General features: G+C 62.9%; 7 protein-coding genes and 1 pseudogene. 6 read left to right on the plus strand and 2 right to left on the minus strand.

Annotation, left to right across the window (positions count from 1 at the left end):
- Window positions 1–1,626 precede the first annotated feature (1,626 nt).
- The 6 genes and pseudogenes from QCE88_RS27080 (at window position 1,627) to QCE88_RS27105 (ending at window position 9,383) form a co-directional block, all read left to right on the plus strand.
- Complete coding sequence (locus QCE88_RS27080) at window positions 1,627–3,141, plus strand: carbohydrate porin (protein WP_409018228.1); 1,515 nt, start codon at window positions 1,627–1,629, stop codon at window positions 3,139–3,141.
- Window positions 3,142–3,171: 30 nt separating this feature from the next.
- A complete protein-coding gene (locus QCE88_RS27085) occupies window positions 3,172–4,326 on the plus strand; it encodes a hypothetical protein (RefSeq protein ID WP_309907958.1) in 1,155 nt (384 codons plus the stop codon).
- Between the two features lie 33 nt (window positions 4,327–4,359).
- The gene (gene efeB / locus QCE88_RS27090) at window positions 4,360–5,658 is read left to right on the plus strand and encodes an iron uptake transporter deferrochelatase/peroxidase subunit (RefSeq protein ID WP_309907959.1); all 1,299 of its coding nucleotides are present in this window, start codon (window positions 4,360–4,362) and stop codon (window positions 5,656–5,658) included.
- 66 nt (window positions 5,659–5,724) lie between these two features.
- Entirely contained in the window at window positions 5,725–6,693 is a 969-nt protein-coding gene (locus QCE88_RS27095) for an iron ABC transporter substrate-binding protein (RefSeq protein WP_409018250.1), read from the plus strand.
- 20 nt (window positions 6,694–6,713) lie between these two features.
- A pseudogene (locus QCE88_RS27100) lies at window positions 6,714–8,340 on the plus strand (ABC transporter permease).
- Entirely contained in the window at window positions 8,337–9,383 is a 1,047-nt protein-coding gene (locus QCE88_RS27105; RefSeq protein ID WP_309907961.1) for an ABC transporter ATP-binding protein, read from the plus strand. The pseudogene QCE88_RS27100 and the gene QCE88_RS27105 overlap by 4 nt, the downstream one beginning before the upstream one ends.
- A gap of 33 nt (window positions 9,384–9,416) precedes the next feature.
- Here QCE88_RS27105 and QCE88_RS27110 read toward each other — a convergent pair whose 3' ends face one another.
- Together QCE88_RS27110 and QCE88_RS27115 are read right to left on the minus strand one after the other, a co-directional pair.
- On the minus strand, window positions 9,417–9,923 hold the full coding sequence (locus tag QCE88_RS27110) for a hypothetical protein (protein ID WP_309907962.1): 507 nt from the start codon (window positions 9,921–9,923) through the stop codon (window positions 9,417–9,419).
- Window positions 9,924–9,957: 34 nt separating this feature from the next.
- Window positions 9,958–12,005: TonB-dependent siderophore receptor (locus QCE88_RS27115; protein ID WP_309907963.1), on the minus strand; the 2,048-nt coding region annotated here is incomplete at its 5' end.

Genomic DNA, 12,005 nt, shown 5'->3' on the forward strand with positions numbered 1-12,005 from the left:
GAACTAGACTGAGACCGACTGAGCCAAAGGGCGGTCCCACTGTAGCCAAGACTCTGTCCGCGCCTACCTACCGACCTATCGCCTCTTGTGTTTTAACATTCTTGTCATAATGCTTATGATGCAACTTTTTGATGTGAGTCTTTGATTCGAAACTGTTCCATATTCGGGCACGTAGCGCTGCGAGCACCATAAACGCGTCGATCAGCACGAGCAGACGATTGCTCCTCGCGGCAAACGCCCGTTTCGCCGAAATCGGACGCTACTCAGCACGATTGCGTGGAAAGATACAGGGATGCGCTTTGACATGCAGATTCGCACTGGTGCAAGGATGCCCTGCGTAATCAACTTGATTATTGGACGGCAGCGCCAGCGATTTTCGTTGGACTGAATTATCGGACGCCGAGACGGGGTCGCTGTCGCTGAATTGAGCGCATCCTGCGAGCGCTAGCACAGTGGCGGAAGACCAGTAGACGAGCGGGATTCGATACATGCTCTCTCACCTGCAATGGAGTTTCGATTTTGCGTCGGAGCTGCCGCCGTGCCCTAAGCTACCGGGCTACCAGCTACCGGTGGCGGAGCTACTGATAAAACGATGTGCGCATTGTCCAACCGCGCGATAGCTTTAGCCGTCATGTTTGACGTGCGAAAACGGTATCCATGGCAGGTTCAGGGTTGGGTCGTGATGCCATCTCCATCACGCGCGACGCTCAATATCGCTTTCAGTCCGACAAGGAGTTCCGACCGCCGAACAGGTGGCGCGTCATGGGGGCAGTATGGGAAAGAAACAGTGCGCCAACGTGATGCGAAAATGAAGAAAATATCAGACGCATGGAATGCGATCTGGACTGGGAAACGCCTGTCACGAGGCGGTCGGATTTAACGCGTTGCAATGCCCGGATATTCGACAGTCAACGATAATCGGCGTGAATCGGCCAGAATATAGAAGTGCGAAAATCAAGAACGTCTCATTAGGCGCGTTTCGCTGAGACGCGTTTGTTTCCGATCCCGACGATCCTGGTTGATAAAAACCGTCAGCAAGAGGATTAATCAGTCGACCGGTTTGCGGGCCGACCGCAAGAAACCGTTCATCACGCCCGCGTTGTCTTTCGATCGGCTCACCGCCACCCGCTTCCGCTCGCAACACATTCGCGTGCACAAACTCCTTGACCATGCCAAGCGAAGCGCACACAAGGACCCACACAGAAGAAGCCGACCTCACCAGAGGTCCTGCGTCAAGAACGCCGCTGCTTGTTTAGCAAAATCAAGCTAGCACCACCAAGCCCTGTCCGCGGACGCTTGTGCTCTACATTCGCGTACCAAGAGCGCCCCTCGCCAATGCCACACGCTACGCATGAAAACCATGCAAGTCCTTAAGAAACGCTTAACCATCAGAAAGATTTCCAAATAACCGTTTGTTAAGTGCACAAAAACTTAGGACTTCATTTCGATTGATAACAATTAGCTTTCTATCTTTAAAGCTGAAGTTAGTACCCGGTAATTTTCTTGAGAATCGTTCGCATTCGTGTTGACTGGATGAAATGTCCGTCATAGCATTCGTTTTGTGTCATTTGGGACGAAATCAAAAACGCCGCATCAGCATGCCCTTCAAGAACAGGCGGGACGGAAATGAAATCAAGAATAAGGACTGCAATGCTAAAGAACCGTACCGCCAAGTCCTGTCACCGACGGATCGCTTGCTTGACTCGCGTATTTCCCTCCGCCGCACGACTGACTGCTGCCACGACGCTGGCCTGGAGTTCGCTGACTTGCAGTGCGTTCGCCGCATCGAGTCCCGACGCCACGCCCGAAGCGCCTGAAGCCGATCTTCAGATCACGGCACAGCCGAGCAATTTCATGACCGGTTTCTGGACGCGTCAGAACATGCTTGGCGACATGGGCGGCCTGCGTCCGTGGCTCGGCAAATACGGCGTCACGTTTCAATTGACTGAGACGAGCGAATATCTCGCCAACGTGCGCGGCGGCCTCGGGCGCGGCGGCGCATACGACGGCCTGACGACGGCGACCGTCGGCATCGATACGCAAAAGGCGTTCGGATGGGCAGGCGGCCAGTTCAATGTCAGCGCGCTGCAGATTCACGGCACCAATCTGAGCACGCGCTATCTCGGCACCCTGAACACCGCAAGCGGCATCGAGGCGCAAAGCACCACGCGGCTGTGGGAGTTGTGGTATCAGCAATCGTTCCTGAACAAGCGCGTGGACGTCAAGGTCGGTCAACAAAGTATCGATCAGGAATTCATCACGAGCCAGTACGCCGCCACCTTCATCAACACGATGTTCGGCTGGCCTGCACTGCCCTCCTACGACATGCCGTCGGGCGGTCCCGCGTATCCGCTGTCCGCACTCGGCGTGCGAGTGCGCGGACAGATCACGCCGTCGCTCACCGCGCTGGCAGGCGTGTTCGACGGCGATCCGCTCGGCAACAACCCCGACAATCTGCACGGCACGAACTTCAATCTGCATAACGGCACGCTGTTCATCGGCGAACTGCAGTATGCGATCAACCAGCCATCCGACGGCGAGATGGTCGGCGCCGGCAGCAGCGGTCTGCCGGGCACGTACAAGCTGGGCGTCTGGTACAACAACAACCGCTTCGACGATCAGCGCTTCGACAACACGGGCCTGCCGCTGGCCGATCCGAATTCGACCGGCACGCCGCAATCGCATCACGGCAACTACAGCTTCTATGCCGTGGCCGATCAGATGATCTGGCGTCCCGATCCCGACGAGCCCCGCAGCATCGGCGTATTCACGCGGCTGATGGGCGCCCCCGGCGATCGCAATCTCGTCAGCTTCGCGGCCAACGCCGGCGTGGTCATGAAAGCCCCTTTCAAGAATCGCGACAACGACAGCGTCGGTCTCGCGGTGACCTATATCAAGGTCGGCAATCACGTGCACGATTCCGACCTCGACTTCCGCAATTTTCTCGGCACGCCCTATGGCGTGCGAACGCAGGAAACGACGGTGGAGGCGACCTACAACTATCAGGTCACGCCGTGGTGGATCATGCAGGCCGATGCGCAATACACGTTCAACGCCGGCGCCGGGCAGAACCCCAACGATCCCACGCAGCCGCTGCGCAATACGTTCGTGATCGGCGTGCGGGCGAACCTCACGTTCTGACATAACATGACCTGGCTCCGCACTCAAAACATGACGTTCACTCGACACACACGCACCGCGCTTCGCTCGCTTCGTGCAGCGACGCATCTGCTCGCCGCCCTCGCCGCCTGCCTTGGCGCAAGCGCCGTGCGCGCGGAGCCGCAAGGCTTTCTCGAAACGCTGCACCGGAACACCACGCTCATCAACACCGTGCCCGACAACGGCGACCAGAATCCGTACGCAATCTTCGTTGCGCCGGTATCGGCGGGGTCGATCAAGAAGGGCGACGTGCTGATCGACAACTTCAACAACGCGGCCAACCTGCAAGGCACGGGCAGCACCATCGTCAACTATCACCCCGATACGAAAGAGATGAGCCTGTTCGCGCAGATTCCGCGCGACCTCAAGGAATGTCCCGGCGGCGTAGGGCTGTCCACGGCCATGACCATGCTCAAGTCGGGCTGGGTGATCGTGGGCAGCACGCCGAGCAACGACGGCACGACCGGCACCAAGGGCGCGGGCTGTCTCGTCGTGCTGGATCCGCACGGCAAGATCGCGAAGGTGTGGTCGAGTCCGAACATCAACGATCCGTGGGGCAACATGGCCGTGGACGACAACGGCGCCAGCGCCAGCCTGTTCATCAGCATGGCGGGCTTCGGCGTGGGCAGCGCGGACGGCAATCCGCCCGTGTTCAAGCAGGCCACGGTGCTCAGGCTCGATCTCGACATCCCGGAAGGACAAGTCCCCGTCATCAGGAAGGAAACCGTGATCGGCAGCGGCTTCGGCGCTCAGGCCGACAAGGGCGTGTTCCTGGTCGGTCCGACCGGCCTCGCGCTGTCGGCGGACAAGAAGCTGCTGTACGTGTCGGATGCGATCGGCAATCGCATCAACGAAATCGACGATCCGCTCACCCGCGATACCAGCGCCGGCGTCGGCCGCCAGTTGACCGCCGACGGCCTGCTGCATCGGCCGCTCGCGATGGTCACCGCACCCAACGGTCACCTGCTCGTGACCAATGCGCTCAACGGCCAGGTCGTGGAGATCATTCCCGAAAGCGGCAAGCAGCTCTACGCGCGCTGGATCGATACCGACAAGGCGCAAAGTCCGCCGGGCAACGGCGATCTGTTCGGCATCGCCATGACCCCGGAAGGCGATGGCTTCTATTACGTGCAGGACGATGTCAATACGCTCGTCATCGCCAAATGACGAAGCGGTCGACTTCGCAAGGAAGACAGCAGCATGAAAGATGATCAAACGCCCCGCCGCCCCGGCCGGCGCGGTTTTCTGAAGGCGGGCGCGGCCGCCGGCCTCGCCTCGACAGCAGGCGTCGCGCAGGCCGCGCTCACGCGCACGCCCGCAGACGATCTGCACCGGCAGACGGAGCCGTTCTACGCCGCGCATCAGGCGGGCATCGTCACGCCGCAGCAGAGCCACACCTACATGGCCGCGCTCGATGTGAAGACCGACAAGCGCGATGAACTCGTCGCGCTGTTGCGGGCCTGGACCCTGTCCGCCGCGCGCATGACACGGGGCGACACCGCCGCCGCACTCGATACGCCCGACGACCAGCCCGCACCCGATTCCGCCGATGTACTGGGCCTCGGCGCATCCGCGCTGACGGTCACCTTCGGCTTCGGTCCGGGCCTGTTCAAGACGAGCGACGGCCGTGACCGCTTCGGCATCGCGTCGAATCGCCCTGCCGCGCTCGTCGATTTGCCGCGCTTCAACGGCGATCAGCTCATCCCCGAGAAAAGCGGCGGCGATCTCATGATCCAGGCCTGCGCGAACGATGCGCAAGTGGCCTTTCATGCGGTGCGCCAGCTCGCGCGCATGGGCACGCTGGCGAACGCGACCACGATCCGCTGGGGACAGGCGGGCTTTCTCTCGGGTCCGAAGGGGCAGACGCCGCGCAATCTGATGGGTTTCAAGGACGGCACCAACAATCCGTCGACCGCGAAGCCGCCGCTGATGAACCAGTTCGTCTGGACCGACGGCGCGGACGCGTCATGGATGAAAGGCGGCACGTACACAGTCGTGCGGCGCATCCGCATCACGCTCGAACATTGGGACACCATGGAACTGGGCTTCCAGGAACAGGTGTTCGGCCGTCACAAGTACAGCGGTGCGCCCATCGGCAAGAAGAACGAATTCGATGCGGTGGACCTCGACGCCGCCGACAAGGACGGCAATCCCGCGATTGCGGAGAACTCGCATGTGCGCTTGTCGAATCACTTGACCAACAGCGGCATGCAGATCTTGCGGCGCTCGTATTCCTACAACGACGGCACCAATTTCTATATCGAACGCTGGCCGCCGTGGCGGCAGGAAACCGAATACGACGCGGGGCTGATCTTCATCGCGCATCAGTCGGACCCGCGCACGGGCTTCATTCCGCTCAACGCGAAGCTCGCGAAGTTCGACATGATGAACCAGTTCACCACCCACGTCGGCAGTGCGCTTTTCGCGGTGCCGCCGGGTGCGAAGGAAGGCTCGTATATCGGTGCGGAACTGTTCGAAGCCCAGCCGAAAAACACATGACATCAAGAGGATGGCTCCATGACTCAAACACGTCTGGCCCTGTGGCGCCAGTTGTCGCAAGTGCTGATGTTGTCGCTGTCGGTCGCGGCGAGCGCGCATGCTGCGTCCATTGTCGTCTATAACGCGCAGCACGAGCAGGTCATGAATCTGCTCGCGAAAGACTTCGAACAGCAGACGGGCATCGCCGTGAGGATCCGCAACGGCGAAGGGCCCGCGCTCGCGGCGCAACTCGCGGCCGAAGGCGCCAACACGCCGGCGGACGTGTACTTCACCGAGAACTCGCCCGAACTGATGCTGCTCGAAGAAAAGGGCCTGCTGGGTCATGTCGATGCCGCCACGCTCTCGATCATTCCCGCGCGCTACAACTCGCCGACGGGGCAATGGGTCGGCGTCACCGCGCGCGAAAGTGTGCTCGCCTACAACACGGGCAAGATTCAGGCGTCGCAGTTGCCGCCCTCCTTGTTCGATCTCGCCAGGCCGGAGTGGAAAGGCAAGATCGGCATTGCGCCAAGCGACGCCGACTTTCTGCCGCTGGTCAGCGCGGTGCTCGCGCTGAAGGGACAGGAGCAGACGCTGCAATGGCTCAAGGGCCTGAAGACCAATGCGCAGATCTTCGATGACGACGAAGGCGTGGTCGCCGCCGTGAACCGGGGCGGCGTGGCGACGGGCATCATCAACAACTACTACTGGGCGCGTCTGCATGCCGAACTCGGCGACAAGGCCACGCGCAGCGCCCTGTACCACTATGGCAACGGCGATGTGGGCGGTCTCGTGAACGTATCGGGCGCGGCCGTGCTGAAGAACGCGCACAACGTCGCCGGGGCGCAGCAGTTCCTCAAGTACCTCGTCAGCGAGCGCGCGCAGGCGCTGATGGCGAAGAGCCACATCAGCTACGAATATCCGCTGGTCGCGGGTGTCGCGCCGGACCCGCTGCTCAAGCCGTTCGATCAGTTGCAGCCGCCTGCACTCACGCTCGAACAGCTCGGCGACGACAGTCAGGCGGGCAAGCTGTTGCGTCAGGCCGGTCTGATCTGAGCGGTGTCGCGGTGAGCGAACTGGCGACCACGCAGGAACCCCGCGCTCATGGCGCTCGCGCCCGTGCGCCGAGGCGGGCGCCGCGTGTCCTGACAGCCGCCGCTGCGCTCGGCGCGTTGCTGGTGCTCGCGCCGCTGGCGTTCACCTTGTGGCGCGCGAGCGCGATGGGTATCGATGAAGCTGCCGAACTGCTGTTCCGTCCACTGGTCGGCGAACTGCTGCTCAACACGCTGTGGATCACGCTCGGCGCGACGCTTGCCTCGGCGCTCATCGGCACGGCGGCGGCGTGGTTCATCGAGCGCACGCATCTGCCCGGACGACGCCTCTGGGCGATGCTGGCCGCCGCGCCGCTCGCCATGCCCGCGTTCGTATCGAGCTATGCATGGGTGTCGATCAGTCTCGACCTGCAAGACTTCGCGGGCGCCCTGCTCGTGATTACGTCGGCGTATTTTCCGCTCGTGTACTTGCCGGTTGCGGCGGCGCTGCGCGGCATGGACCCGGCGCTGGAGGAAACCGCGCGCTCGCTCGGCTGCGGTCGCTGGGCGGTCTTCCTGCGCGTGGTATTGCCGCAATTGCGCCCCGCCCTGCTCGGCGGCATGCTGCTGGTCGCGCTCGGCGTGCTGTCCGAGTTCGGCGCGTTCCAGATGCTGCGCTATCGCACTTTCACCACGGAGATCTACGCCGAATACCGCACGAGTTTCGACAACGGCGGTGCCTCGCTGGTCGCGTGCGTGCTGCTGGTGTTATGCCTCGTGCTGCTGGCGCTCGAATTCCGCCTGCGCGGCGCCGCGCGCTACGAACGGGTCGATCGCGGTGCGCGCCGCGCGGCCCTGTGCCATGAACTGGGCCGGTGGCGCTGGCCGGTCACCGGAGGCTTCGCCGCGCTGGCAATCGTCACGCTCGGCGTGCCGCTCGGCATGATCGGATTCTGGCTGACACAGGAAGGCGCGGCCGCCGTCACGCCCGCGGAAGTGTCGCCACGGCTGCTGTTCGATGCCACCGTTTCCTCGGTCGGTTTCGGCCTGCTCGCGGCGATCGTGACGGTGGCGCTGGCGTTTCCGCTCGCGCTGTTGCTGGTGCGCTATCCGGGACGCCTTGCCACCGCCATGGAACGCAGCGTGTTTCTCGCGCAAGGCGTGCCGGGACTGGTGATCGCGCTGGCGCTCGTCTCGCTGGCGGTGCGCGCGTTGCAGCCGCTGTACCAGGGCGTGACGCTGCTGATCGTGGCCTACGCGATCCTGTTCCTGCCGCTTGCGCTGGTCAGCGTGCGCGCCGCGCTGATGCAGGCCCAGCCGCGTCTGGAGGACACCGCCCGCTCGCTCGGACTCGACGCCGTGCATACTTTCGTGCGCGTGATGCTGCCGCTGGCCGGCCCGGGATTCGGAGCGGCGGCGGCCATGGTCTTCATCTCGGTCGTGACCGAACTCAATGCCACGCTGCTGCTCGCGCCGCTCGACACGCACACGCTTGCCACGCAAGTCTGGTCGGATACCTCGACGCTGGCATTTCGCCGCCGCCGCACCCTATGCGGCATTGCTCACCTTGATTTCTTTCTGCGCCTCGGGCGTGCTGTTCGTCCTGCTCGGCCGGTCAGCGCTGCTCGACACGCGCTCATCGAAGCCGCCGCATCCCGCCCTCACCTCATGAACGAACTGCGCGTTCAGGGCCTTTGCAAGGCTTTCGGGCATCACCCGGTATTGCATGGCGTCGATCTCACCGTAGCGCGCGGCATGCTGTTCGCGTTACTTGGTCCATCGGGCAGCGGCAAAACGACTTTCCTGCGCCTGCTATGCGGCTTCGGCCGCGCCGATGCGGGGACCATCGAGATCGACGGCCGTCAGGTGGACGGGCCAGGCGCGTTCGTTCCATCGGAACAGCGGCGCATCGGCTACGTGCCGCAGGAAGGCGCGCTGTTTCCGCATCTCTCGGTGGCCGAAAACATTGTGTTCGGTCTGCCGCGCGGACAGCGGCGCGCGCAGTATCGGGTGGCGGAACTGCTGGAGCTGGTCGGCTTGCCGCAGGATTACGCAGGACGTGCGCCGCAACAGCTTTCCGGCGGACAACAGCAGCGTGTGGCGCTGGCGCGCGCGCTCGCCCCGTCGCCTGGCCTGATCCTGCTCGATGAACCGTTCTCTTCGCTGGATGCCGCGTTGCGCGTCGAAACCCGCCGGGCCGTGGCGCGCGCACTCGCCGATACCGGCACGACCGCCGTGCTCGTCACGCACGATCAGTCCGAAGCGCTGTCGATGGGTCAGCGCGTCGCGGTGCTGGCGCATGGAAAGCTCGTACAAAGCGGGCCTGCGCAGGAGATCTATCGGCAGCCGGCGACACGCGAGCTGGCTGAATTCATCGGCGATGCCGTGATGTTGCCCGGCATCGCGCACGAGGGTTTCGCGACCTGCGCGCTCGGCAGGCTTGGACTGTCGGCGCCTTGCCGCGACGGCGCCGTGGAGGTGATGATCCGGCCCGAGCAGATTCGGCTCGTGGCGTCCGGCGCATCGGCGGAAGGCGTCGCGGCGCGGGTCATCGACATCGTGTTCAATGGCCGCGATGCCCACGTTACGCTCGGACTCGAGCAGGCGGAAGAATGCACAGTGGTCGCCTGTGTGCCCGGATATGGCTCACCGCAAATCGGCGACCCTGTGATTCTGCGGGTGGAGGGATGCGTGATCGCGTATCCATCGCCGTAAGACACGGCACACGGTCACACGCTCGCGCGCCCCTTACTCCGGATACGCGATAGCGTGGAAGTTCGGGTAATAGATCTCGAGATCCTCCCCCTGGCTGTCCACTTGCTGAAACGTGAGTTCGTAGGTATGCGTGCCCGGCTGCGCATCGAACATGGTCGTGCCGTCGAGGCTCTGACGGTCGTTGTCGTATTTGTCGACGTCGTGAACCGCGGGACTGCCGACGTTGATGCGCTTGACGGGCCGACCCTTCGCACCATCCATCGAGACCAGCGCACGGACATAACAGGGGCAGTCTCTCGCGTGCTCGGAGGACACTTCGCTCGAAAACATGACCAGCACCTTCGACCTCTGCTTCACATCCAGGGTCAGTGTCGCGACCTTGAAGGGTTGCTGACCCTTGATGAAATGCTCGGTGTCCCACCCAGGCGTGCTATAGGTCGCGGTGCTTATGTCGGCGGCGAACGTTGCGTTGGTCAGCGCGAATGCCGCACAGGCCGTCGCGGCAAGGCGCATCATGAAGCGGCGAGCGATCTGAAGCATATGAGCCTTCCTCCTTGATGATCCAAATGGGCGCTCAGAAATCCGTCGACAGGGATAGCCAGAACGTACGCGGCATCCCGCTGATCAGATAACCCGTCGGATTGGCCGACCAGTAGTAACGGTTGAAGAGGTTCGTGACGTTGGCGCGCAAGGTGACCGGACGGCCGAATGCCTGGGTCGCGTAACGCGCGCCAAGATCGAAACGCGTCCACGAAGGGACACGCTGGGCATTGTCCTGACTCACATACGTCTCGCCGGTGTAGATCATCCGGCCCGATACCGTCACGCCCGGCAGGAGCGGCGTGTCCCACTCCGCACCCAGGTTGGCCTGCAGATTGGGCGCGCCCACCGCATGGTTGCCGTCATACTGCCCACCCGCCGTGCGCGTGAGCTTCGCGTCGATCCACGTCGCACCGCCCAGTACGCGCACGCCACGCACCGGTTCGCCGAAGCCGAACAGTTCCACGCCGCGATTGCGCTGCTGGCCGTCGAGACTGAAGACCTTGCTGACCGGATCGACGATGCCGCTCGGCACGTCGATCTGAAACACGCTCAAGGTCGCGCCAAAGCTGCCGAGGTCGAGCTTGGTGCCCACTTCATATTGCTTGGTCTTGAACGGCGCAAACACCTGCGTTGGATTGGCTGAATCAGGGGGCGGCGCCGCGCCCGGCGTCAATGCTTCGATGTAGTTGGCATAGAACGAAAGCTTGTCCAGCGGACGGACGACGAGCGCGAATGAGGGCGTCGTCGCGCCCTGATCGTAGTGCGACGTTGTGGCGCCGGAGACCGCGAAGTTGTTGCTCTCGACCTGCTGTCGCCGCACGCCCACGGTCAGTTGCACCAGCCCTTGCGCGACGGAGAGCGTATCGGCGACAGCCACGCTTTGCAGCGTCTGGTCCGCGCTCTTCGCTTCGGGCGATGTCGATAGCGGCGCGCCGAGTCCCGCAAGACGAACCGGCGCGTAGATATTGGTGGCGTAACTGCTGTAGATGCTCTGGCCGAACCACGTCGTCGTGTCCAGCCGGTTGCCGCCGACGACCAGTTGATGGTCGATCGGACCGGTCTTGAAGCGCGCCTTCACGCCCGCCTCGGCGGAAAGCGCATGGGTGCTTCCCTGCTGATAGCGCGATGTCGACGTTGCGTCGCCCTGCACATCGGTAATGGTCGCGCCGGGATCTTCGATCTTGTCGTAACCGAAGCGATTCATGCCGACCGCGCCGAACAAGGTCACGTTCGAGGTCAGGTCATATTCGGCACGGCCCATCACGGTCAGGCTATGTGCGCTCGAATACGAGAAATCCTGTGCGAGATTGATCTTCGGATCCGGTGCGCCCGGCAGCGCGATGCCCTTCAGCGGTGTATAGCCGCGCGCGGCAGCTCGCATCCAGTCGTCCTGATAGATCATGTCGCCCGACACGCGCAGCTTCTCGCCCTGATAGTCTAGGCCGACTGACAGGGCCGTGTTGCGCTTGAATTGCTCGTCGATCGGCGTGTCTCCCTCACGCCGCGCGGCGTTGATGCGAATGCCGAAGCGGTTGTCCGGACCGAAACGCCGCGCCAGGTCGGCATGCGCGCCGAAGACGGAGTCGGATTCGTATTCGGCGGTGACCCGATTGAGTGGCGTGTCGCCTGCGCGCTTGGTCACGATGTTCACGTTTCCGCCCACGCTGCCCGACGGCATCATCCCGTTGAGCAGCGCGCCGGGGCCTTTCAGCAGCTCGACGCGCTCGATCGGATCCGGTCCGACGCGGTAATTCGGCACCAGTCCATACAGGCCGTTCAGCGCGATTTCGCTGTTCTCCACGCGAAATCCGCGGATGGTCAGCGCGTCATAGCGATTGCTGCTGTCGATGGCCGCGCGCACCGATGGGTCTGTCGTCGTCAGCAACTCCGCGATGCTGGTCGACTGCTCGTCGCGGATCAGCTTTTCGGTGTAGGTCACCGTGCTGAACGGCGTGTCCATGAAATCGCGGTTTCCCAGCACGCCGAGCGAGGCCCGCTCGCCACCTGTCCGCCTGCATACGGCGTGATCGTCGCGCCGCCCTGACTCTTGCCCCCGACGGTAACGGTAGTGGGCAAGAG

The sequence above is a fragment of the Caballeronia sp. LZ035 genome (assembly GCF_031451175.1).
Taxonomy (GTDB): Bacteria; Pseudomonadota; Gammaproteobacteria; order Burkholderiales; family Burkholderiaceae; genus Caballeronia.

Coding starts and splice junctions, on each gene's coding strand:
- QCE88_RS27080 (WP_409018228.1), top strand. CDS start 1,627: ATGAAATCAAGAATAAGGACTGCAATGCTAAAGAACCGTACCGCCAAG.
- QCE88_RS27085 (WP_309907958.1), top strand. CDS start 3,172: ATGACGTTCACTCGACACACACGCACCGCGCTTCGCTCGCTTCGTGCA.
- efeB (WP_309907959.1), top strand. CDS start 4,360: ATGAAAGATGATCAAACGCCCCGCCGCCCCGGCCGGCGCGGTTTTCTG.
- QCE88_RS27095 (WP_409018250.1), top strand. CDS start 5,725: ATGTTGTCGCTGTCGGTCGCGGCGAGCGCGCATGCTGCGTCCATTGTC.
- QCE88_RS27105 (WP_309907961.1), top strand. CDS start 8,337: ATGAACGAACTGCGCGTTCAGGGCCTTTGCAAGGCTTTCGGGCATCAC.
- QCE88_RS27110 (WP_309907962.1), bottom strand. CDS start 9,923: ATGCTTCAGATCGCTCGCCGCTTCATGATGCGCCTTGCCGCGACGGCC.